Origin of the sequence: Paraburkholderia saeva (assembly GCF_907164555.1) — a bacterium.
Lineage (GTDB): Bacteria > Pseudomonadota > Gammaproteobacteria > Burkholderiales > Burkholderiaceae > Paraburkholderia > Paraburkholderia saeva.
Genome location: NZ_CAJQZC010000003.1, coordinates 162,833 through 186,017 on the forward strand (window position 1 = coordinate 162,833; position 23,185 = coordinate 186,017).

The following is a 23,185-nucleotide window of genomic DNA, read 5'->3' on the forward strand; positions in this document are numbered from 1 at the left end:
GCGGCGCGGCTCATTCGTGTTCGGGCGCGCCGCCCGGATCGGGCGGCAACGCTGTCAACAGACGCGGTCCGTACTGTGCGCCTGCACGCCAGCCCGCCTGCCAGTCCGCGTCGCCTACAGGCAGCGCGCCAACCACGACGAGCGCATGCGCGGCGACTTCGAGCGTGGGCGTGGCAAGCGGATGCGACGGCGCTTCGGGGCGGGCCGTATCGAGCAGCACATTCCATTCCAGATGAGGCGGAGGCGGAGCGAACATCAGCGCCTCCGACGATGCATTCAACATCATCAACAATACTTCCGTCTGACCATTCAGATCGGACCCGGCGCGACGCAGGGTCAGCGCACGTCCTTGGGGGTCCTGCCACGCTTCGATTGTCAAAGGCTCGCCGCGTTCATCGAACCATCCAATATCGTAAAGGCCCGGCAGCACTTCGTGATCGCCGAACAGAAAACGCGTCTCGCGCAGCAGCGGATGCGCCTTGCGCAACGCGATCACGCGTGAGACGAATTCTGTCATCCGCGCGCCGCTTGGCAGCGTCGCACGTTCCCAGTCGAGCCAGGAAATCTCGTTATCCTGACAGTATGCGTTGTTGTTGCCCTGCTGCGTGCGGCCGAACTCGTCACCGGCGAGAAAGAGCGGCGTGCCGAGCGCGGTGAAGAGCGTCGCGACCATCGAACGCGCCACGCGCGCGCGGGTTTCGATGATCGCCGGGTCGTCGGTCGGGCCTTCGACGCCCCAGTTCCGGCTGCAGTTTTCGTTGTGGCCGTCGTTGTTGCCTTCGGTGTTCGCCTCGTTGTGTTTGTGCTCGTAGGCGGTGAGATCGGCGAGCGTGAAGCCGTCGTGCGAAGCCACGAAATTGACCGACGCCCATGGCTTTCTGCTGCGGCGGTTGAAGAGGTCGGCCGATCCTGTCAGACGCGCCGCCAGATCGGGACGAAGCCCGGCGTCGCCGCGCCAGAAACGGCGAACGGTATCGCGGAAGCGGTCGTTCCATTCGCTGAATCCCGGCGGATGATTGCCGAGCTGATAGCCGCCCGGCCCGATATCCCATGGCTCGGAAATGAGCTTGCGTTGTGAGAGCACGGGATCCTGGCGGATCGCATCGAAGAATCCCGAACCGGGATCGAAACCGGCGTATTCGCGACCGAGCGTCACGCCGAGATCGAAACGGAAGCCGTCGATATTGAACGCGGTCGACCAGTAGCGCAGCGAATCCATCACCATCTGCAATACGCGCGGATGCTGGATGTTCAGCGTATTGCCGCAGCCGGTGTCGTTGATGTGATGCCGCTCGTCGCCGGGTATCAGCCGGTAGTAGCTCGCGTTGTCGAGGCCGCGCCATGAGACGGTCGGTCCCTGTTCGTTGCCTTCGCACGTGTGGTTGTAGACCACGTCGAGAATCACTTCGATGCCCGCCGCGTGCAGCTGGCGCACGGCGATGCGCATTTCGTCGAGCCGGTGCGTCGACAGATACGACGGCTCCGGCGCAAAGAACGCGGCGGTGTTGTAGCCCCAGTAGTTATGCAGGCCGCGGCTCACCAGAAACCGGTCGTTCAGAAGCGCGTGCACCGGCAGCAGTTCCACCGCGGTCACGCCGAGCTTGAGCAGATGGTCGATGAAGTCGGGCGACGTGAGCGCGGCGAACGTGCCACGTTCGTGCTGACGCAGGTTGGGCCGCATCATCGACGCGCCGCGCAGATGCGCCTCGTACATCACCGTTTCGCCCCACGGCACGTTCGGGCGCGCATCGTGCGACCAGTCGAACGCTTCGTCGATCACGACGCATTTCGGCATCGCCGGTGCGGAATCGCGGCGGTCGATCGACAGATCGAGCCGGTTCGAATGCACGCGATAGCCGAAGAGCGCGTCGGACCAGCGGAACTGTCCGACAAGTTTGCGCGCGTACGGATCGAGCAGCAGCTTGTGCGGGTTGAAGCGATGGCCGTGCTGCGGCTGGTAAGGGCCGTCGGCACGAAAGCCGTAGACGGTGCCCGGATGCGCGCCCGGCAGATAACCATGCCAGACCTCGTCGGTGCATTCGGGCATGTCGAAACGCATCAGCTCCTTGCGGCCAGTCGGGTCGAACAGGCACAGCTGCAAGCGCTGTGCGTTCGCGGAGAACACGGCGAAGTTCACGCCGAGACCATCCCAGCTGGCCCCAAGCGGATAGCAAGAACCCGGCAACAGCCGGTCGGGCAATGCGTGCGACATGATTCCCGTTCCTTGTTCTGATTTGTGCGCTATCGGGAACTACAGGCTGCAGCGGGGCGCGCATCGGTGCACTGATCGTGCGGTTCTTCGTACACGCCGGGCACTCCACACCGCGTTCAGTCTGCGCGCAGGACAATGGTCGCAAGCGGCGGCAGCACGAGCAATGCCGAGTGCGGTTTGCCATGACTCACTACGTCCTCCGTGTGGATCAGTCCGCCGTTGCCGACATTCGAGCCCCCATAAATGGCGGCATCCGTGTTCAGCACTTCGCTCCAGCGGCCGCCGCGCGGCATGCCGAGGCGATAGCCGAGGCGCGGCACCGGCGTCAGATTGCACACGGCGACGAGTTCGCGGCCCGCGCCGTCTACGCGTCTGAATGCAAAGACGCTGTTGCCGCTGTCATCGCCGATGAGCCACTCGAAGCCTCCCGGCTCGCTGTCGAGCACATGCAGCGCGGGCTCGCTGTCATAGAGGCGGTTCAGGTCGCGCACGAGCATCTGTGTGCCGTGATGCAACGCGTCGTCGAGCAGATGCCAGTGCGGCGACTGGTCGTGATTGAACTCCGCGAGCTGCCCGAATTCGCCGCCCATGAAGAGCAGCTTCTTGCCCGGATGCGTCCACATGAACCCGAAGTACGCACGCAGGTTCGCGAATTTCTGCCAGCGGTCACCGGGCATCTTGCCGAGCAGCGAGCCCTTGCCGTGTACCACTTCATCGTGCGAGAGCGGCAGCACGAAGCGTTCGGAATAGGCGTAGACCATTCCGAACGTCATGTTGTGATGGTGATAGCGGCGATATACCGGGTCTTCGTGCATGTAGTGCAGCGTGTCATGCATCCAGCCCATGTTCCACTTGAAGTCGAAGCCGAGTCCGCCCTGATCGAGCGGCGCGGTGACGCCTGGCCATGCCGTCGATTCTTCGGCGATGGTGATCGCGCCGTGCACATCGGGCATATGTCTGACTTCGTGATTCAGCCGCTTCAGGAACGCAATCGATTCGAGATTTTCGCGCCCGCCGTAAATGTTCGGCACCCATTCGCCGGCTGCACGCGAATAGTCGCGATAGAGCATCGATGCAACTGCGTCCACGCGCAGGCCGTCGACGTGATAGCGCTTGAGCCATGCAAGCCCGGATGCAACGAGGAACGCACTCACCTCGTTGCGGCCGAGGTTGTAGATCATCGTGTTCCAGTCCTGGTGATAGCCCTCGCGCGGATCCGCGTGCTCGTAGAGCGGCGTGCCGTCGAATTCGACCAGACCATGCGCATCGTTCGGGAAGTGCGCGGGCACCCAGTCGAGAATGATCCCGAGACCGGCCTCGTGCGCGCGGTTGACGAACGCGGCGAATTCCTCCGGCTTGCCAAAGCGTGCGGACGGCGCGAACTGCGAAAGCGGCTGATATCCCCACGAACCCCCGAACGGATGCTCGGCGACCGGCATGAACTCGAGGTGCGTGAAGCCCATGCCCTTCGCGTACGGAATCAGACGCTCGGCCATTTCCGTCCACGTCAGGCCGCGATGACCTTCTTCGGCGACGCGCAGCCACGATTCGGCGTGAACCTCGTAGATGGAGATGGGCGACTTCGCGGTCTGCCTGCCGCCGCGCGACTGCATCCACGCGTGGTCGGTCCATGGAAACTGTTCGACTTCGTCGACGTGCGCGACGACTGAACCTGTGGCGGGCGGTCGCTCGGTCTGCATCGCGCAAGGGTCGGCCTTGAGCGGCAATGGGTGTCCGTCGCGTGTCAGCATTTCGTACTTGTAGCGCGCGCCCGCCGCGACGCGCGGCACGAACAGCTCCCACACGCCCGCCTGATGACGCAGACGCATCGGATGACGGCGCCCATCCCACGAATTGAAATCGCCGACGACTGAAACGCGCCGTGCGTTCGGCGCCCACACGGCGAAACGCACGCCAGGCACGCCGTCGATCATCGCAGGCCGCGAGCCGAGACATTCGAGCACCGCATACGGGTCGCCGTGCGACAGACGCGTCAGCGCTTCGTCCGACAGTACGTTGCCGAACGCGTACGTATCCTCGATTTCTTGCGGCGTGCCATGCCAGTCGATGCGCAGACGATAAGGCACGGCTTCTGAAACGTGCCCGGTGAAGAGGCCGTGGTGAATATGCGTGAGTTCGCCGAGCGTGCGGCCGTCGTCGCGCGCGATGATCGTGACGCCTGCCGCGTTGGGCAGCAAGACGCGCACGACCGGGCCGGCGTCCGTGTGATGCAGCCCGAGTTGCGAGAACGGATCCGGGTGGCGCGCTTCGACGAGCGCATCGATGTCGAGCGGATTCAGGCCGATGGTGAGATCGCGATCATTCATGGTCGCCCCCGCCCTGCGGGTTCGGTGCAGCATGATCGTGCTGCGGCGCGCCGGTATCGCCGAGCATGCGGCTTGCGAGCGCCGCGAGCCCCCGCACTGGCAGGCCGAGCCACGTCGGCCGGTTGGCGGCCTCGTAACGGATCTCGTAGGCGGCCTTCTCGATCAGGAACAGATCGAGCAGCGCTTCTTCGAACGCTGGTTCGACGAGCGGTTGCGGCGCGCCGGTGACGGCGTTGCGATATTCATCGAGGAAGGCCTGCGTTGCATAGCCCCGGAAGCGGTCGAAGAGGGCGCGCTTGCGATCGGCAACCTGCTGCGGCGCGTTTTCCATCGTGGATTGCGCGGCCGCGCTCGCGTACGAAAGCGAGCGCATCAAGCCCGCGACATCGCGCAGTGGGCTCGACTTCATGCGCCGCTCTTCGAGCGTGCGCGCCGGTTCGCCTTCGAAATCGATGAGGTACGCATCGCCCTGCGCGACCAGCACCTGGCCCAGATGGAAGTCGCCGTGAATGCGGATGCGCAGTGCCTTTGCGTCGGTTGGCACGAGTTTCGACACGGCTTCGGTGAGCAACGCGCGCCGGTCGAGCAGGCTCTTCGCGAGATCGCGCGTGTCGTCGACGAGGTGGTCGACGCGTTCCGCGAGCATGTCGAGCGCGGTCGCGAGCAACGACTGCGTGCCGTCGACCCACGCCTTCACCTGCGCGGGAGATGCGGTCTCGGGCGCGAATGCGGCATCGCCCGATGGCGACGCAAGCGCGACATGCAGCTCGCCGAGCCGTCTGCCGATGATGCCCGCGAAAGAACAGTAGCCGTCGATCGCTTCTTCTTCGTTCGCGCGGTCGGGCGACTGTTCGACGCCGTCGGTCGTGAACGCCAGTTCATCCACAAACCGGCGCAGATAATCGAGCGCCCAGTTCCACGCGTCGCCCTGGTTGTCGACGAAGCCCTGCAGGATCGCGAGCGTGTGCGGCACGCCGGCAGGATCAACGCGCACGACTTCGCCGAAAAGCGGCGCCGTGTTTTGATAGCCGAGCTGCGTCAGGTAGCGGCTCATTTCCGCTTCCGGGTGAATGCCGTCGACGAGCCGCCGCACGAGCTTCAGCACGATCGCGTCGGCGACAACGAGCGAGCTGTTGCTCTGCTCGGCCGCGAGCCAGCGGATTTCCGGCCGGTCGCCCAGGTCGAGTTCGTCGAACCGGTCGGTTGGAATGAAGCAGATCTCGCTCTTCTGTACAGTTGGAATGACCGCGCGCTCGCGCAGCTTGCGCAGCACGCCGTGCGCGAATTGCGGCAACGAGAACGCGTCCGTCAGATGCCCGATGTTGCGCACGCGCCGCACGCGCGCAAGCGCGAGCTGCATGAAGAGCGGCGTGGTGGTGTCGCTGCCCCATGTAATCGCAAGTGGCACGACATAGCGTTCCGTATGATTGCCGACATCCGCTTCGATTTCGGTGAAAGCGAATCCCGCGTCGGGAATCGTCGTGAGCGCGGCGAGACGTACGGCCTGCAGTTTCTGGTCTTTCGACGCAAACCAGCGCCGCCGTGTAAGCCACGAGGGCAGCACTTCCGATTCGAGCAGACGGACGTTCTCCGGGGTCGGGCCGAGCTGGCCTTCGCGGATCACGATCGTGACGAACTCGGGCAGCGGCTCCGAATGCGCCTGGCTCCATGTCGGGCGCTGGCTGCCCGGGCAAAGCAGGAACCACAGAAAACCATAGGGCGGGAACGTCAGCAGATAGGTCAGCTGCCCGATCGCCGGGAACACGGAATCGGCGGTCATTTCGATCGGCACGGTGCCCGCGAATTCGGACAGGTCGAGTTCGACGGCCTGCGGCGCACGCGAAAGATTCGCGACGCAGAGAATCGTCGGCTCGTCCGGTACTTCGCGCAGATACGCGAGAATCTTGCGGTTTTCCGGCTTCAGGAAGCGGATCGTGCCGCGGCCGAACGCGCGCTTCGCGCGCCGCGTGGCGAGCATGCGGCGCGTCCAGTTCAGCAGCGAATGCGGATCGCGGCTTTGCGATTCGACGTTGACCGCGTCGTAGCCGTAGAGCGAGCCCATCACGGGCGGCAGCACCAGCTGTTCAGGATCGGCACGCGAAAAACCGCCGTTACGGTCCGACGACCATTGCATCGGCGTGCGCACGCCGTCGCGGTCGCCCAGGTGAATGTTGTCGCCCATGCCGAGTTCGTCGCCGTAATAGATGACCGGCGTGCCCGGCATCGAAAGCAACAGCGAATTGATCAGTTCGATGCGTCTGCGGTCGCGTTCCATCAGCGGCGCAAGCCGGCGACGAATGCCGAGGTTCAGACGCGCGCGCCGGTCGCTCGCGTACGTGTTCCACAGATAGTCGCGCTCGGAATCGGTGACCATTTCCAGCGTGAGTTCATCGTGATTGCGCAGGAAAATCGCCCACTGGTTCGTCTCGCCGAGGTCCGGCGTCTGCCGCATGATGTCGGTGATCGGGAAGCGGTCTTCGCTCGCAATCGACATGTAGATGCGCGGCATCAGCGGAAAGTGGAACGCCATGTGGCATTCGTCTTCGTCGCCGAAATACTCTTTCACGTCTTCCGGCCACTGGTTCGCTTCGGCGAGCAGCATCCGGTTCGGATATTCGGCGTCGATGGTCGCGCGAATCTTTTTCAGAACCGCGTGCGTTTCCGGCAGGTTTTCATTGTTCGTGCCTTCGCGCTCGACGAGGTACGGCACTGCATCGAGCCGCAGACCGTCGATGCCCATGTCGAGCCAGAACCGCATTACCTGCAGCACTTCTTTCAGCACGGCCGGATTATCGAAGTTCAGATCCGGCTGATGCGAGTAGAAACGATGCCAGTAGTACGCGCCCGCAACCGGATCGTGCGTCCAGTTCGACGGCTCGGAATCGATGAAGATGATCCGTGTTTCCGTGTACTTCTGGTCGGTATCGGACCACACGTAGTAGTTGCGATGGTTCGAGCCCGGTTTTGCGTGACGCGCACGCTGGAACCACGGGTGTTGATCCGACGTATGGTTGATCACCAGTTCGGTAATCACGCGGATACCGCGCGCGTGCGCTTCCTGGATGAAGTGTTTGACGTCGGAGAGATTGCCGTAATCCGGGTGGACGTTGCGGTAATCGGCGATGTCGTAGCCATCGTCGCGTCGCGGCGACGGATAGAACGGCAGCAGCCAGATCGCATCCACGCCGAGTTCGGCGATGTAGTCGAGCTTCGCGATCAGGCCGGGAAAATCGCCAACGCCGTCGTTATTCGCATCGAAGAACGACTTGATGTGGACCTGGTAGATGATTGCGTCCTTGTACCAGAGCGGATCGTCGCTCAACGTTGAGGGCTTGCCGCGCCGCGATCCGGCCTTGTGCGGTTTGGGATGACCAACCGGTGCTGCTACGCTGGTCGTCGCGCCTGTCGAGCGCGCATGCGAGGAGCTTTCGGGTGTGTCGTCGCGTTTCATATCGCACCTTCGTTCGGCGAGTCGACGTGAGTGTCCGCGTCGGTCTCACCGTGGTTGTCAGGGATGTCGCGGGGCAATCCGCCAGCGGGTGCAATGCGCCAGATCACAAACGGTTGCGTGCCGGGATCGAGCCGCACGTGTTGCCACCTTCCGTACCATTCGAAACGCTGGCCCGTCATCTGGTCGACGACCTCGATCGCGGCCTGATCGTTCAGATGCCAGTGCGCGAACGTCGCCCATGAAAGCTCGATATCCGCGCCCTGTTCGTTGAACGGATCGAGATTGATCGCAACGATGATGACGTTGTCGCGCGCTTCGGTGGCTTTCTCGAAGAACAGGATGTGCTCGTTGTGCGCGGGCAGGAACGTGATGTTCAGATGCGTGTGCAGCGCAGGATTCGCGCGGCGAATGCGGTTGAGCGCAGTGATCTCGCCGACGATGTTGCCGGGCCGGTTCCAGTCCCACGCGCGCAGCTGGTACTTCTCGGAATCGAGATATTCCTCGCTGTTCGGCAGCGCGGCGGCTTCGCACAGTTCGAAGCCGCTATAGACGCCCCATAGCCCCGACAGCGTCGCGGCCAGCGCCGCGCGAATCACGAAGCCCGTGCGTCCCTGCGACTGCAGATGGCGCGGGTTGATGTCGGGCGTGTTGACGAAGAAATTCGGCCGGTAGACTTCGCGCGCGCTGCTTTGCGTGAGTTCAGTCAGATACTCCGTGAAGTCGCGCTTCGACTCACGCCACGTGAAATACGTGTACGACTGCGAGTAGCCGATCTTGGCGAGCCGGTTCATCATGCGCGGCCGCGTGAACGCCTCGGCGAGAAAGATCGTGTCGGGGTGCCGTGCGCACACGTCCGCGATCATCCATTCCCAGAACGGCAACGGCTTCGTATGCGGGTTGTCGACGCGGAAGATATGCACGCCCGCGTCGATCCAGAACAGGATCACATCGCGCAATGCGATCCACAGGTCGGGCTTCGCGTCGTGCGCATAGAAGTCCGGATTCACGATGTCTTGATACTTCTTCGGCGGATTTTCGGCGTAGCGCAGCGTGCCGTCGGGGCGCCATGCGAACCATGTCGGATGCTCCTTCAGCCACGGATGATCCGGCGAACACTGGATCGCGAAGTCGAGGGCGATTTCGAGGCCGTGATCGTGCGCGGCGGCCAGCATGCGTTTGAAGTCGTCGAGTGTGCCGAGTTCGGGATGCACGGCCGTATGGCCGCCTTCCTTGCCGCCAATCGCGTACGGACTGCCGACGTCGCCTTCAAGCGCATTCAGCGTGTTGTTGCGTCCCTTGCGGTTCGCGACGCCGATTGGATGAATCGGCGGAAAGTACAGCACGTCGAAGCCCATGTCGCGAATACGCGGCAACTTCGTGATCACATCGGCGAACGTACCGTGGCGGTGCACGTCGTCGCTCATCGAACGCGGGAAGATTTCGTACCAGCTTGCAAAGCGCGCAGCGGCACGCTCCGATTCGATCCGGTAAATAACCGGATCGCGCGTGAGGAATGGCCGGTGGTGCGCGGCGGCGACCGCTTTCGCCGTCGTCGGCGCGAGCAGCAGTTCGATGCGCCCCGCTGTATCCGCTTTCGCGAATTCGCGGACGATGCGCGTGAGCGGTTCCGTTATCGCGCCCTCAACCGTCTCCACTTCGGCGAGCACGAGCGCGAAGAGATGACTCGCCTCGTCGATTTCGAGTTCGATGGTCTGGCCGGCCTTCAGCTTCTTCTGTATGTGCTCGGCGAGCGACGCGAAGTCGTCGCGCCACGCGGTGACTGTGAATTCATGGCGGCCAATGCGTTCGAGCGGAATGCGCGCCGACCAGAGATCGTTGCCGGCGGGCTGCGCGGGAGACATCGGCGCTTCGTGCCAGACGGTTTCGTCGGCGGCGCGCCAGATGACGGCCGCGGCGATCCTGTCGTGGCCCTCGGCGAAGATGGCCGCTCGCACCTCCACACGCTCGCCGACGATGCGTTTCACCGGGAAACGCCCGCCGTCGATCGAAGGCGTCACGCTTTCGATCGCCACGCGCGCTGCGGCGATGGCGTCCATCACGGTCTTGTGGCCGCTGCGCTTGCCGCTCGCCTTGTCGACAGGCGGCGCGAGAACGACCGGCTTGTCGGCGCGCGCGCTAAACAGCCTGCACGCACCGGGTTTCAGCGTGAACGGCGTCAGCGGGCGCTTCGGCACATCGGTGGGGTCCTTGTCGAGCGCGGCGAAACGCGTGAAGCTGCCCGGCACGCCGTCGAGGAAGCGCGCCGGATCGACCCGCACCGGCACGTCGCGATCGGGATTGACGACGATTAGCACGGCTTCGCCCGCGTCGCGCAGATCGGCGCGGTTGCCGCGCAGCAGCACCGTCGCCGGCGCGCCCGGTCCGCTCAGCGCGCGTAGTTCGCCGGACGTGCCGAGCGTGTTCAGCTCGCGCTGCAACGCGTTCGCGTGCGCGATTTCTTTCGTCAGGTCAAAGCGCGCCGACGCACGCGCGTGCGCGTAGTCGGCTTCGTTGCCGCGTGTGTATGACATCGGCAGCGCCATGCCGTACTCGAAGCCCATGGGCACGAGCCAGCCAGTGCCGACGGCCGCCGCCACGTTCAGCGCGCGCCGGTAAACACGCTCGATGGCACCCGCATCGTGCACGTCAGGCAGGTCGGCGACGAGGCGCGTGCCATAGGGCGCCTCGGGAAACGCAATGGGCGGCGCGACGCGCGTGAGCATTGCGTGCTCCTCGGTGAGCCATGCAGCGCGAAAATCCCACCAGCGCGCGGATGAAAACACGCTGTCAAAGCCGGCGCTCGCCAGTTTCATCACATCGTCACGCGAAAGGCCTGGCGTGGCGGCGAGAAACCGCACGTCGGGATGGCGGGCGCGTACGCCGTCGCCGAGCTTTCGCCATGCGTCGGCGGGCACATGCTGGGGCGAGTCGAGGCGAAACCCGCCAATGCCCGCTGCGGCGAGCGCCGAGAGCTTCTGCGTCCACCAGTCGAGCAGGTGGCCCGTGGACTCAGGGTTCGCGAAGTTGGCGTACGCCACATTGTCTTCGCGCAGCCCGTGGCGCGGATCGAGCCGCGCTTCCTCGGGCTCGAACGGATGAAACCAGCCGGCGTGATCGCGAAACAGCGCGCCGTCGGCGGCAACGCGGTCGGGCACGATGTCGAGCAGCACCGTCAGCCTGTGTCCGCGCGCTGCGGTGACGAGTTCGTGCAGGGCGTCCGTGGCTGGCTGATGGGCATCGAACACGGGGTGCAGCCGGTCGTGATCGGCGACGATCTGGCCGTGGTTCGCCGTTCCGGGCTGGAACGGTGCGCCGATCAGCACATGATCGAAGCCAAGCGATGCTGCATGTTCAAACTGGGCGGCCCAGGCCTCGAGCGGTCCGACGAGGAGGGGATGAAGGAAATAGATCCGCGGCGCGTAAGCGTGGGGAAGTTCCATCGGTCGTGTCCAGATTGGTCCTGCCGCGGTGCGGATGCACGTACTGTGCGATCACATCGCTCGTTGGGCTTCCAGAGCCGGATGCCGCGCGATGCCGGACGGATGCGTGAGGCAGTGCGCGTACTGGTCAATGTAGTGCAAAGATCGACATGTCGCCGCATGGAATCGCGAAGCTGGTCCGCAAAGGTGCGTACAACGGTTCCAGGCCGCATCGACCGGGGAGATGCAGCAAACGCTGTGCCAGACGGGGGCCCGACGCTATATGCAGCGTCATATGCAACTTCAGGCCGCCGCACGCGCACCGCACAGCGAGGCTGCGTGCGGTGCGCGTGTAAATCAGTCGGTCGACGCGTGGCTTTTACATGGCCACGGGGGAGTACAGGATGTTCAGGAACCGAGCAGGCCGGCGGCGATGTTCACGCACAGCCCGAGTACCGCGACATTGAAGTAGAACGAGAGCACTGATTGCGCAAGCACGGCGCGCCGCATCGAGCTCGAACGCAGCGCGATGTCGGCCGTCTGCGAGGCGACGGCGATCGTGAACGCGAAATACAGGAAGTCCCAATAGTCCGGTTTCAGCGCATGATCGGGAAACAGCAACGGCGTTTCTTTCTGGTCGCCGCCGTAGTAAAGGCGCGCGTAGTGCAGCGTGAAGATCGTCGGGATCAGGAACCAGGCGCCCATCAGCGTGGCGCCGGTGATTGCATAATGCAGCGCGCCCGTGCTGCCCCTGAAACTCTTGACCGTGGCAAGTTCGAGAACGATCGCGGCGATGCTGGCGACCGTCGCGAGGCACACCATGAAGAGCACGACGCCCGCGTTCTCATCTTCGCGTACCGCGAAGTCGCGCACCTGCCCCTGCTTCGTGGTCGCCATGTGAAACCACAGAAACGCGAGATACGTCCATACCGCGACGTCCCATGCACACAGGACGCGCACCATCGGACGCAGCGCGCCCGGCAGCAGCAGTGCGGCCACCAGCCCGATGGCAACGCCGATGACCATGCGCGGCCGGTTGCGAAGCACCTGCGGATACAGATTCATTTGCATGTGGAAGGAGCGTTCTCGTCGTGGGCAAGGCAGGGCTTACGCGGGTCTCGATTGCCTCGCCGATTCTACCGTGATGTCGGGTCCGCAATTGTCGAATGCGCACACTTTGGCTATAGTCTGTCGCAACGGAAGCCGGTCTTCTCGCACTGCCTTTGTTTATGAAAGGCTGATGTCAGGCCGGCAACCGGGCGTATTGCAGCGACATCGCCATCACATCAAGAGACCGCACCAGCGGCGATGACCAGGTTTGGGGCAGACAGCCCGCATGCCGCCTTGACGTAACGTGCCGTACCGCGTTCCGCGAGCGTGCCTGCAGGCTGATCCAATAACATCATCTGGAGCCCCCATGACAGATGTTCGCGAGAACGATGCACCCGCCGCACACGCGGCGGCGCCGCAGTCCGCTCGCCGCCGGGCGCTGGTCCTCGGTGCGTTCGCCGGCGCAGCCGTGCTCGCTTTCACGATGGCGGGCCGTCCTCGCCTGCCATATGACTTCCTTGTTTCTCCCGCATTCGCCGACGCCCCTCAAGGCGGCGGTCTCGATGCCTTCCTTGCCCTGTCACAGCATCTCACCGGCCGCTCGAGCTTCGACCCGGTGCTGGGACGTCGCGTCTACGAAGCGTTGCTGAAGTCGGACACCGCGTTCGCGCAGAACGTCGCCGCGCTCAACACGTGGCTGCAGAGCCATGGCGGCGTGCCTTCCGATACGGTCACGCAGGCGCTGCAGGTCGACCAGCCGCCGCTCGCGAAGACCGTCGGCGCGATCATGCGCGCGTGGTATCTCGGCCTTGTCGGCGATGCGCCGAATGTGCAGGTCGTCGCCTACGAGCGTGCGCTGATGTTCGATCCGGTGAAGGACGTCGTCACGATCCCGTCGTATTGCCTCGATGTGCCGTTTTACTGGACGCAGAAACCGGGACATGCGTGAAACGCGTGCCGCCAGCTGTGTCTCTCGCCGCCAGGCGGCTTGAAGAGAACACGCTCTGGGTGTATTCAGGCAGCGCGATGCGGGCGAGTCGTTCCGGCAAGCTGTCTCCATCGGCAGGTAGAAACGAGCCGGCAGAAGAGGACAACAATGGCAAATTCACAATCCGCCGATGTGGTCGTAGTCGGCTCAGGCGTTGCGGGTGGTCTGATCGCGCATCAGCTGGCGCTGGCCGGCGCGTCCGTGATCCTGCTCGAAGCCGGGCCACGCATTCCGCGCTGGCAGATCGTCGAGAATTTCCGCAACTCGGCGGCGAAGGCCGATTTCGCGACACCGTATCCATCGACGCCCTACTCGCCGCATCCCGAGTACTCCCCCGCGAACAATTACCTGATCCAGAAAGGCGACTATCCGTATAACTCGCAGTATCTGCGGCTTGTCGGCGGAACGACGTGGCACTGGGCCGCGGCTGCCTGGCGTCTGCTGCCGTCGGACTTCCGGTTGAAGACGCTGTACGGCGTCGGGCGCGACTGGCCGATTCCCTATGAAGCGCTGGAGCCGTGGTACTTCGCAGCCGAGGTGCAACTGGGCGTGTCCGGTCCGGATGCGTCGGTGGATCTCGGTTCGCCGCGCTCGAAGCCCTATCCGATGAACCCGCTGCCGCTGTCATATCTGGACCAGCGTTTTTCGGACGTGCTGAATCCGCAGGGCTTCAAGGTCGTACCTGAACCGGTAGCGCGCAACAGCCGTCCTTACGATGCGCGTCCAACCTGTTGCGGGAACAACAACTGCATGCCGATCTGTCCGATCGCGGCGATGTACAACGGCGTCGTGCACGCGGAAAAGGCCGAACAGGCGGGCGCGACGCTGATTGCACAGGCGGTCGTCTACAAGGTCGAATCGGACGAGAAGGGGCTTGTCACGGCGGTGCACTACAAGGACCCCAACGGCAACAGCCAACGTGTGAGCGGCAAGCTCTTCGTGCTCGCGGCGAACGGTATCGAAACGCCGAAGCTGATGCTGATCTCGACCTCCGGCCGGTTTCCGAAGGGCGTCGGCAACAGCTCCGACCAGGTGGGCCGCAATCTGATGGATCATCCCGGCACGGGCGTCACGTTTCTCGCGAACGAACCGCTCTGGCCAGGGCGCGGGCCGATGGAAATGACGTCGATCGTCAACTTCCGCGACGGCGCGTTCCGCGCGGACTACGCCGCGAAAAAGCTGCATCTGTCGAACGGCGTCGCCACGATGGGCGTGACCGCCGACCTGCTGAAGAAAGGCCTGACAGGCGCCGAACTGGATCGCCAGATTCGCGACCGCGCGGCGCGCACGCTGAACATCAACAGCTTTCACGAACATCTCGCCGAGCCGCAGAACCGCATCGTGCCTTCGGCGGATCACAAGGATTCGCTCGGCATTCCGCAGCCGGAAATCTACTACTCGATCAACGATTACGTGAAAAAGAGCGCGGCGAATACGCATGAGCTTTACGCGCAGATCGCGAGCCTTCTCGGCGGCACCGAAGTGAGTTTCGACGACACGTTCGCACCGAACAATCACATCATGGGTACGACGATCATGGGCAGCGATCCGTCGGATTCGGTTGTCGATCCGGAATGCCGCACGCACGATCATCCGAATCTCTTCATCGCGGGCAGCGGCGTGATGCCGACGGCGGCGTCGGTGAACTGCACGCTGACGATCGCCGCGCTGTCGCTGCGGATCGCCGACAAGCTCAAGCGCGAACTCTGACCCACAACCTGACGGAGAGCCACCATGACGAAGAAAACGTCGCGCGTGCAGCCGGCCGGGCCGGGCGTGCAGTCGCACATTTACATCGAGCGCCGGCGTCGCCGGCATGTGGCGACGCTCGCCGCTGCGTTTTCACTCTTTGCGCTGTGTCTCGCGTGGTATGCGTCGCAGGCGATGGACGTTCGCCACGACGACGAAGAATCGCCGATCAGCGCGGCGCGCGCGCAGGATGCATCGGGCGACGGCGCGGGTAGCGCGACACCGGATCTCGTGAAACGCGGCGAATACCTCGCGCGGGCGGGCGATTGCGTTGCATGTCACACGGCGGACAAAAGCCGTCCGTTTGCGGGCGGCCTGCCAATCGCGACGCCTTTCGGCACGTTCTATACGCCGAACATCACGCCCGACCCTGACACCGGCATCGGTAGCTGGACGGATGCCGACTTCCTGCAGGCCATGCACGAAGGGATCGGCAAGGGTGGCGAGCGGCTCTATCCGACGTTCCCGTACGCCGAATACACGAAGGTCACCGAGCGCGACGTGCTCGCCATCCGCGCGTATCTGAATACGCTCACGCCGATTCACTACACGCCGCCCGCGAACGACGTGAAGTTCCCGTTCAACCAGCGCTGGCTGATGGTGTTCTGGAACATGCTCAACTTCACCGAAGGGCGCTTCGTTCCCGATCCGAAGCAGAGCCCCGAGTGGAATCGCGGCGCGTATCTCGTACAGGGCCTCGCGCATTGCGAGGAATGTCATACACCGCGCAACGTCACGCAGGGCCTGAAGACGGGCGAACGGTTTGCAGGCGCGACGCAGTCCGGCTGGCACGCGTTCAACATCACGCCGCACAAGAGCAGTGGCATTGGCAACTGGAGCGACGAAGACGTTGCGCGTTATCTGTCGACGGGTGTCGTCCACGGACGCGCGAACGCAGCGGGACCGATGGCCGAAGTCGTGGCGGACAGCACGCAATATCTGACCGCTGAAGACCTGCGCTCGATCGCGATCTATCTACGCTCGGTGCCGCCCGTGAATGGCGGCGACGTGCGCCCGCGCGAAGCGTGGGGCGCGCCTGCGAACGATGTCGTGGCCCTTCGCGGCACGAAGATCAGCGGCGTGAACGGAGCGCAGCTTTTCGTCGCGAACTGCGCGTCATGTCATAACTGGACGGGAGAGGGCGTCGGCGCGAGCGCGCCCGGCGCGTACCCTGCACTGATCCACAACAGCGCTGTGGGCGCGCGCCCCGCGAACAATCTGGCGATGGTGATCCTGCACGGCGTCGAACGTAAGACGAAGGACGCCGATGTATTGATGCCTTCATTCGCCTCGCAACTCTCCGACGAACAGGTTGCGGCAATTGCGAACTATGTGACGAAGCAGTTCGGCAATCCGCAGTCGACACTGTCGGTCGATCAGGTCGCTAACCTTCGTGCGACGCAACAATGACCGCTTTTTGCGAGCCCGTCGGCAGGTCTTGCCGGATGTCGCCCGAACCGTGGGCGGCGGCAAGCAACGAGACGTGCCGGAAACGATAGACACCCCGCATACGCTATTTTTGCGTGGCACTATCATGGGGCTATGGACCCCGTACTTATCCACGACGTGTGGCATCACTCCGTCAACCGCAAAGGTCGCGATTTCATCGTCGGCGACCTGCACGGCTGCGTGGATGCCCTGCGTTATCTGCTCCGCGAAATCGCGTTCGATCCGGCGCGCGACCGGCTGTTTTCGGTCGGCGATCTGGTCGATCGCGGTACGCAGTCGGAAGAAGCGCTCGCGCTGCTCGACAAGCCGTGGTTCTACGCCGTGCTCGGCAATCACGAGGACACGTTGTGCGCCGTCGCCGAAGGACGCCTGCGGCGTCACTGGTGGTATGGCATTGGCGGATCGTGGGCCGCGCCGCTTTCCGACGAAAAGCTGCGCTACTACGCGGAACGGCTCCGGACCTTGCCGCTTGTGCGCGTGGTCGGCAATGGCGCCGAGCGTTTCAATGTCCTGCACGCCGAGTTTTTCGGCACCGACGACGACCTCGACGTTGGCGAATTCTCCGACGAAGTGCGCCAGAAACTGCTGTGGGGGCGTGAACTCGCGTTGGGCACGGGCAATCCCCTGAGTCAGCGTGGCCTTTCGCTCACCTACTGCGGCCACACGCCGATGCGCGAGTTGCAGCAGATCGGCTCGCAGGTATTTGTCGATACCGGTGCGTTCGGGCCGGGCGGCAAGCTGTCGATTGTCGAGGCGCGGCGCTCGCACCGCTGGTCGGTGACGGTGGACGCGGCGCGCGCGCAAGGCGCCGCCGCGATGGCGTTGCCCTGAGCGATCGTTAGCGCTGCATCTTCACGGCATTGCCGATACCGGTCACCCGACCTGGTTCAGTTCAAACACCATATCGACGGCGTTGCCGTTCCAGTTGTATTCCAGATACGCGGCGTGATGGCAGTCGCGCAGCAGCGTCGTTCTGAACGCGGCGAGACATTCGCCATCGACGTCCCGCACGGACGGATACACGATGCCCGAAGCGCCCGCGGCACGCACGGCACGCCCGAGCGTCTGGCCCGCGAGGTAGTCGTCGGGCGCGAGCACGCCGGGATCCAGCGCCGGATCGTCACGCAGGTCCGCGACTTCGCCGTGCGCGATGACCGTGTAGAGACGCATCTGTTGCCGCAACGGCGGCTCGTTCGTTGCCGCGAGGAAATTACCAGCGTGATAGCGCGTCTCCGCGATTGCCGTGGCGCGCGAACGGGCGCAATAGAACACGCCGTACGTGCCGTCGGAAAACCGGCTGCCGAGCGGATTCAGGTGGGTGAACGCCGCCATGATCGGCCCCCAGCCTGGCCCGAAACGCCGCTCTTCACGCGGCACGAGGTCCAGTTCGCCGACTTCGGTGCGCAGGCGGTCGTTGGTCATCGCTTCGAGCGCGTAGAGCGCGTCGAAGTCTTCTGGTGACGCGACGCGATCGAACAGGTTCACTGCCGGAAAACGGGTGGGAATCACGCGCCACGCGGGCGACCAGTCGAGCGGCGTGGCGCGCCAGCGGTCCTGCCAGTGCGAAGAAGTCACGCCCACCCGCCTCGCATTGCATCGAGATACTGCCGCACTGCGACGAGGTCGCTGATATTGCCGGCCAGCATGCGGTCGAGCGCGCGACGGCCGCCGAACGGCGGCGCGCTGTTCGGACGCCGGATCCAGGCGTCGGCAGCGGCTGCCTGCGGCAAAAGGATCTGCAGGCCCTTGTAAATGCCAAGCAGCAGCGACAGCCGTTCGAGCGTGTCGCGGCCGAGTCGTGCCGTTTGCGGCGCCTGTTTCCATTTGAAGAACGTCGATCGGCCAGGCGAGCCGAGCAGGACGATCTGCTCGTCGGCGCTCAGGTCCCAGTCGCGCGCGATGTTGAAAAACGCACGCAGGCCGGCTGCGGACATTTCGGTAACCGATGGCTCGCCGGCAGGGCGCGCAATGGGCCGTTCGGCAGAGGATGCTCGGGCGGCGCTGGACATGATGGTGTAGTCCTTAAATAAACTATATGTCAATATTAGTCCATTTATGGATTAATGCAAGGTTGCTTGCTGACCGCCCTTGCGCCGTTATCCGCTTTCCAGGCCGCTTGCCAGCAGCCGCACGGTTTCCATCGTCCGCCGGTCCCGAACCCGCGAATGCAGCGTCACGCGCGATTCAGGCAGGACTGGCAGACCCAGACGCGAACCCACATCGACGAGCGCGCGGGGTGCCACACGTCGCGCCAGCGGCGACACCGCAATGCCAGCCGCCGCGGCCGCGCCGACCGCTGCTACGCCGCCGCCGATAAACGCCTCGTGCCACGCGACGCCCGCGTCGTCGAGTACGCACAGCGCCGCAGCGCGCACGCTGCAGGGCGCGGCGAGGAGCGCAAGCGGCAGAGGCTCGTTCACGCGCGGCAACCAGTCCGGTGTCGCGAGCCATGCGATCGGTTCGACGAATAGCGGCTGGGCGTCGTCGCGCGGTGTTTCGTCGGATTCATAGCGGACGATCACGGCGTCGAGCCGCCGCTCGTCGAACTGTTCCAGCAGTGCCGCCGACATCCCCAGATGCAGTTCGACGACCAGCCCCGGATCGTGCGCCTTCAATCGCCCGAGCAACGCGGGCAGGTTCGCGCCCGCGACGTGCTCGCTCAACCCGATCGCGAGTTTGCGATGCTCGACGGAAAGCGCTCCGAGCGCGCGCTCGTGCGCCTGCAACAGATCGCGCGCCGCATTGAGGAACGCTTTGCCCTCGGCAGAAAGCCGCACAAGACGTGGCGTACGATCCAGCAATTGCCGCCCGAGATGGGCCTCCAGCCGTTTCAGCTTGAGGCTGACGGCAGACTGGGTGGTATCGAGCGCGTCGGCGGCGCGTGTGAAACTGGCGAGATCGGCGACCAGCACGAACGCGCGAACCGCATCAAGGTCGAGTACTTTCATTTCAATCGAAAATGACTGATATCTTCAAGGATATCTATTCATTATGATTGCGGTGGCGCAAGATGGCTACTCGAACTTTCCATTTTCTTCCAGGAGTCCATCATGCCGCTTACCCGAATTTCGCTTCGCGCTGGCAAGTCCGTCGAATATCGCAAGGCGCTCACCGAAGGCATCCAGCGCGCGCTGATCGAACATTGCAAGGTTCCGCCGGACGACATCTTCATGCTGATTAACGAGCACGACGAAGGCAACTTCGTATTTGACCGGCAGTATCTGGGCATCGAGCGCAGCGACGATCTGGTCGTCATCCAGATCACGTTCAACAACACGCGCACGATCGAGCAGAAGAAGGCGTTCTACAAGGAGGTCGTCGAAAATCTGGCAGAGTCGCCGGGCGTGCGACGAGAGGATGTGTTCATCAATCTCGTCGAGGTGCTGAAGGAGAACTGGTCGTTCGGGAACGGCATCGCGCAATACGCGCTTTGAGCGCGCCGGCCGCGCATGGCCGGCCTCAGGGCGACGGGATCAGACCGTTGAGGAGGCTGGTTCCTGTCGGCGCAATGGCGACGGCGCAGCTGTCCGCCGTCGTAAAGACGGGTGCAGTGCCGGCGACCGGTGTCGGGCCGTTGCCTGTCCAGCGCAGATTGCATGCGCCGACGCCGGCGGTATCCGTCGCGTCCTCGGGCCGCGCGACGACCTCCGCGAACGAGTTCGCGCGCAGGCTCACTTTTTCCGCGTAGGCCTTCGAGCCGCCGTAGTTCTTCAGCGCGGCGTTCAGGTCGCCATTCGCCGACTGCATGTATCCGTAAAGAATGGCCGAGCCCACTTCGATATTGGCGGTCGGCTCGGTCAGGTCGTTTACGTTCTTCAAAAGCCGCCTGTGGGCGCTCGGCACGACCTGCATCAGGCCAGTCGCGCCATTGGCGCCTTTGGCCTTTTCCTTGAAGCGCGATTCGATCGAGATGATCGCGAGCAGCAGCGCCGGCGGCAGCGAATATTTCGATGCGGCGGACGTAACGGCGGTCGAAATCTGCTCTGCCTTTTCTCTGGCGACACCGAACTTCTGCGTGAGATACGCAGAAATCTGGGCGACCTGCTCGTTCTCCTCAGCCATCGCGCAAGGCGACAGGCCGATTGTGAGCAACATCAGGAGAAGGAGGTGTCGCATGCTGTGCCGGAGGGCGTGAAAGGCTGAATTATAGCGGCGGTGGCAAAAACTACCAGATTGATCAGATGAAAGCCGTCGCCGTCATGTGCGGGGAGGGCGGCGCTCCGTGGCCGTGTAACATCGAAGTGTCTGCGTTCCATCTTTTATCCTGTAAAGCGACCATGACTGAAAAAAGTGCATCCGGTGACCGCCCCGAGCCGCTCGAACTCGGCGGATCGGTGTGGTTTCAGGCCGGCGACCAGACGCTCGGCGGCGCCTCGCGGATCGCGCTGCTCGCGGCGATCCGCGAGACCGGTTCGATCACGGGCGCGGCGCGCGCCGTCGGCATGAGCTACAAGGCAGCGTGGGACGCCATCGATACGATGAACAACCTTGCCGGCGAGCCGCTCGTCGTGCGTGCGGCGGGCGGCAAGGGCGGTGGGGGCACGACGCTCACGCCGCGCGCCGCGCGTCTCATCGAGACGTTCCGCGCGGTCGAAAGCGAGCATCGGCAGTTTCTGGAGCGGGCCGGCGCGGCGATCGAACACTTCGCCAGCGACTGGCCGCTGATCGGCCGGATCGGCATGAAAACGAGCGCACGCAACCAGCTGTACGGCACGGTGTCGGCGATCGTGCGCGGCGCCGTGAACGACGAAGTGTCGCTCGTGCTGCCCGGCGGCCAGACGCTCGTCGCGGTGCTCACCCATGAAAGTACCGAGACGCTGGGGCTCGCCGTCGGCCTCGCGGCGGTTGCGCTCATCAAGGCGTCGTGGGTCATGCTGATCGTCGAGGATGATGCCGGTGAACCCGTGCGACTCTCGGCGCGCAACCAGTTGCGCGGCACCGTCACGGCGGTGAAGCGCGGCGCGGTCAATGCGGAGGTGTCGCTGGAATTGCCAGGTGGCGTTGTCGTGACGGCGGTCATTACGAACGGGAGCGCCGACGCGCTGGGTCTCGCCGAAGGCGCGCCGGCGATTGCGGCGTTCAAGGCTTCGAGCGTGATTCTCGGCGTGAGCGAACACGACACGGGTAACGGCCCGGCATCTCGTCAATAGACGCTGCGCGCGTAGCCGGCGAAAGCAGCGTGCGGTTGAACGCGTCCGTCCACCACGTGCACGACCTGGTCGCCGAATGCGGCGACGTCATCCGGGTCGTGCGTGATCAGCAGCATCGGAATGTCGAGGCGCGTCTGCAGATCCGACAGTTCGGCGCGCATGCGTTGCCGCAGCGCGTAATCGAGCGCGGAAAACGGCTCGTCGAGCAGCAGCAGTTGCGGGTTCGACACGAGCGCGCGCGCGAGCGCGACCCGCTGCTTCTGGCCGCCCGACAGGTGCGCCGGATAGTTGCCCGCGACGCCGCTCAGGTCGAGTGCTTTCAGCCAGTAATCGAGTTCCGGATGGTGGACGCGTGCCCTCGGATTGAGCCAGCCCGAATGCAGCCCGAACGCGATGTTCTGGCGCACGTTCAGATGCGGGAACAGCGCGTAATCCTGGAACAGATAGGCGATCTTGCGCGACTGCGGCTTCAGGTCGATGCCGCGCGCGCTGTCGAAAAGCGGTTCGCCGTCGAGCATGATCGCGCCTTCATCGGGATGGAAGAGGCCCGCGATCGCCTGCAACGTGAGGCTCTTTCCCGCGCCCGACGGGCCGAACAGCACGACGCGCTGGCTTGTCGTCGCGAACGAAACGTCGAGCGTAAAGCGGCGCTCGGCGGTCACGAAGGTCTTGCGGATGTCGACGGAGAGCGTCATGTCAGCGCGAAGTCAGAAGCGAATGCTGCGGCACGAGCCGGCCCGCGAGCAGCAGGATCACGACGCACGTCACCGATGTCACGATCACGAGAAAATTCGCGGTGCTGTCGTCGCCGGCCTGCACGGCTGCGTAGACAGCAACGGAGAGCGTCTGCGTGCGGCCCGGCAGATTGCCGGCAACCATTAGCGTCGCGCCAAATTCGCCGAGCGCGCGGGCGAATGCGAGCAGCGTGCCGGCGAGAATGCCGCGCGTGGCGAGCGGCAGCGTCACGCGGAAGAAAACGGCGACTTCGCTCACGCCGAGCGTGCGGGCGGCGCGTTCCAGTTGCGGATCGACCGATTCGAACGCCGCGCGCGCCGACTTCAGCACGAGCGGAAACGCGACGATCATCGACGCGATCACCGCGCCCTGCCACGTGAACACGAGCTGGATGCCGATACTGTCGAGCCAGCCGCCGATCGTGCCGCGCCGGCCCAGTACCACGAGCAGGTAATAGCCGAGCACGGTGGGCGGCAGCACGAGGGGCAGCGTCAGCAGCGAATCGACGACATCGCGCGCAGCCGAGCGCCAGCGCGACAGCGCAAGGCCGGCCGCGACGCCGAACACGAGGTTGAGCGCGGTCGCCCAGCCTGCGACTTTCAGCGAGAGCAGAAGCGGAATCCAGGCCTGTTCCATGGTGGATGTCTGTGTCTGT

General features: G+C 64.2%; 17 protein-coding genes. 6 read left to right on the top strand and 11 right to left on the bottom strand.

The window, feature by feature from the left end; genetic code table 11:
• Positions 1-10: 10 nt before the first annotated feature.
• From glgX to LPA36_RS08915, 5 genes are all read right to left on the bottom strand, one after another.
• A complete protein-coding gene (gene glgX / locus LPA36_RS08895) occupies positions 11-2,212 on the bottom strand; it encodes a glycogen debranching protein GlgX (protein WP_228875788.1) in 2,202 nt (733 codons plus the stop codon).
• A gap of 116 nt (positions 2,213-2,328) precedes the next feature.
• Positions 2,329-4,539 (bottom strand): 1,4-alpha-glucan branching protein GlgB, encoded by a 2,211-nt coding sequence (gene glgB / locus LPA36_RS08900; RefSeq protein WP_228875789.1) that lies wholly within the window; start codon positions 4,537-4,539, stop codon positions 2,329-2,331.
• Positions 4,532-7,990, bottom strand: coding sequence for a maltose alpha-D-glucosyltransferase (gene treS / locus LPA36_RS08905; RefSeq protein ID WP_228875790.1), 3,459 nt, complete (start codon positions 7,988-7,990; stop codon positions 4,532-4,534). Before treS ends, glgB begins: the two co-directional genes overlap by 8 nt.
• Entirely contained in the window at positions 7,987-11,430 is a 3,444-nt protein-coding gene (locus LPA36_RS08910) for a maltotransferase domain-containing protein (RefSeq protein WP_228875791.1), read from the bottom strand. The genes treS and LPA36_RS08910 overlap by 4 nt, the downstream gene beginning before the upstream one ends.
• A 387-nt stretch (positions 11,431-11,817) precedes the next feature.
• Positions 11,818-12,480: a DUF1345 domain-containing protein gene (locus tag LPA36_RS08915; RefSeq protein ID WP_228875792.1), complete on the bottom strand. Its 663-nt coding sequence runs from the start codon at positions 12,478-12,480 to the stop codon at positions 11,818-11,820.
• Between the two features lie 346 nt (positions 12,481-12,826).
• Here LPA36_RS08915 and LPA36_RS08920 point away from each other — a divergent pair, with 346 nt between their 5' ends.
• From LPA36_RS08920 to LPA36_RS08935, 4 genes are all read left to right on the top strand, one after another.
• On the top strand, positions 12,827-13,408 hold the full coding sequence (locus LPA36_RS08920) for a sorbitol dehydrogenase family protein (protein WP_228875793.1): 582 nt from the start codon (positions 12,827-12,829) through the stop codon (positions 13,406-13,408).
• Positions 13,409-13,555: 147 nt separating this feature from the next.
• Positions 13,556-15,157, top strand: coding sequence for a GMC family oxidoreductase (locus LPA36_RS08925; RefSeq protein ID WP_228875794.1), 1,602 nt, complete (start codon positions 13,556-13,558; stop codon positions 15,155-15,157).
• Positions 15,158-15,181: 24 nt separating this feature from the next.
• Positions 15,182-16,606 (top strand): c-type cytochrome, encoded by a 1,425-nt coding sequence (locus tag LPA36_RS08930; RefSeq protein WP_228875795.1) that lies wholly within the window; start codon positions 15,182-15,184, stop codon positions 16,604-16,606.
• A 132-nt stretch (positions 16,607-16,738) separates the two neighbouring features.
• Positions 16,739-17,476, top strand: coding sequence for a metallophosphoesterase (locus tag LPA36_RS08935; RefSeq protein ID WP_228875796.1), 738 nt, complete (start codon positions 16,739-16,741; stop codon positions 17,474-17,476).
• Positions 17,477-17,518: 42 nt separating this feature from the next.
• Here the strand turns inward: LPA36_RS08935 and LPA36_RS08940 are convergent, their stop codons facing one another.
• The 3 genes from LPA36_RS08940 to LPA36_RS08950 all read right to left on the bottom strand — a co-directional run bounded on the left by LPA36_RS08940 (position 17,519) and on the right by LPA36_RS08950 (position 19,593).
• The gene (locus tag LPA36_RS08940; protein WP_228875797.1) at positions 17,519-18,220 is read right to left on the bottom strand and encodes an RES family NAD+ phosphorylase; all 702 of its coding nucleotides are present in this window, start codon (positions 18,218-18,220) and stop codon (positions 17,519-17,521) included.
• The gene (locus LPA36_RS08945) at positions 18,217-18,654 is read right to left on the bottom strand and encodes an MbcA/ParS/Xre antitoxin family protein (RefSeq protein WP_228875798.1); all 438 of its coding nucleotides are present in this window, start codon (positions 18,652-18,654) and stop codon (positions 18,217-18,219) included. Before LPA36_RS08945 ends, LPA36_RS08940 begins: the two co-directional genes overlap by 4 nt.
• An 87-nt stretch (positions 18,655-18,741) precedes the next feature.
• The gene (locus LPA36_RS08950; RefSeq protein WP_228875799.1) at positions 18,742-19,593 is read right to left on the bottom strand and encodes a LysR family transcriptional regulator; all 852 of its coding nucleotides are present in this window, start codon (positions 19,591-19,593) and stop codon (positions 18,742-18,744) included.
• Positions 19,594-19,695: 102 nt separating this feature from the next.
• On the opposite strand from LPA36_RS08950, the gene LPA36_RS08955 reads away from it, so the two are divergent.
• Complete coding sequence (locus LPA36_RS08955) at positions 19,696-20,079, top strand: tautomerase family protein (RefSeq protein ID WP_228875800.1); 384 nt, start codon at positions 19,696-19,698, stop codon at positions 20,077-20,079.
• Positions 20,080-20,104: 25 nt separating this feature from the next.
• Here LPA36_RS08955 and LPA36_RS08960 read toward each other — a convergent pair whose 3' ends face one another.
• Complete coding sequence (locus tag LPA36_RS08960) at positions 20,105-20,761, bottom strand: transglycosylase SLT domain-containing protein (protein WP_228875801.1); 657 nt, start codon at positions 20,759-20,761, stop codon at positions 20,105-20,107.
• A gap of 161 nt (positions 20,762-20,922) precedes the next feature.
• On the opposite strand from LPA36_RS08960, the gene LPA36_RS08965 reads away from it, so the two are divergent.
• On the top strand, positions 20,923-21,795 hold the full coding sequence (locus tag LPA36_RS08965) for a TOBE domain-containing protein (RefSeq protein WP_228875802.1): 873 nt from the start codon (positions 20,923-20,925) through the stop codon (positions 21,793-21,795).
• Here the strand turns inward: LPA36_RS08965 and LPA36_RS08970 are convergent.
• Together LPA36_RS08970 and modB are read right to left on the bottom strand one after the other, a co-directional pair.
• Positions 21,789-22,490, bottom strand: a complete 702-nt coding sequence (locus LPA36_RS08970; protein ID WP_228875803.1) for a sulfate/molybdate ABC transporter ATP-binding protein — start codon at positions 22,488-22,490, stop codon at positions 21,789-21,791. The two genes, LPA36_RS08965 and LPA36_RS08970, sit on opposite strands and share 7 nt — an antisense overlap.
• Before the next feature lies 1 nt (position 22,491).
• On the bottom strand, positions 22,492-23,166 hold the full coding sequence (gene modB / locus LPA36_RS08975) for a molybdate ABC transporter permease subunit (RefSeq protein ID WP_228875804.1): 675 nt from the start codon (positions 23,164-23,166) through the stop codon (positions 22,492-22,494).
• Positions 23,167-23,185: the final 19 nt, after the last annotated feature.